This window comes from Ochrobactrum sp. SFR4 (assembly GCF_019730395.1).
Lineage (GTDB): Bacteria > Pseudomonadota > Alphaproteobacteria > Rhizobiales > Rhizobiaceae > Pseudochrobactrum.
Genome location: NZ_JAAPBB010000828.1, coordinates 1 through 268, shown reverse-complemented (window position 1 = coordinate 268; position 268 = coordinate 1). Strand labels below are relative to the sequence as shown.

The following is a 268-nucleotide window of genomic DNA, read 5'->3' as shown; positions in this document are numbered from 1 at the left end:
AACAGTGACGTCTCATCGGATCGGCTAACAGCCTTTAAAAATTGTCCCGCAGGGTCTGCGGGACAATTTATTTCCATCTCAATCAAACAGGAATTTTGCTCAGTTTCAGCACTGAGGGCCGTTCATGTTCAACAAAGACCGTATTCACGGCAATCTGTTTACGATGACTGGTGCCTTCCGGCTCGCCGGTATTCGGATTCACATCATATTTCGGGAAATTGGATGATGAAATATCCAGCCGGATCCGATGTTCCTTCTTGAACATATT

General features: G+C 45.5%; 1 protein-coding gene. It reads right to left on the bottom strand.

What is annotated here, in order from left to right; translation table 11 throughout:
• Nucleotides 1-82: 82 nt before the first annotated feature.
• A partial coding sequence (locus HBA93_RS21395; RefSeq protein ID WP_286202121.1) for a CocE/NonD family hydrolase C-terminal non-catalytic domain-containing protein occupies nucleotides 83-268 on the bottom strand: 186 nt, incomplete at its 5' end.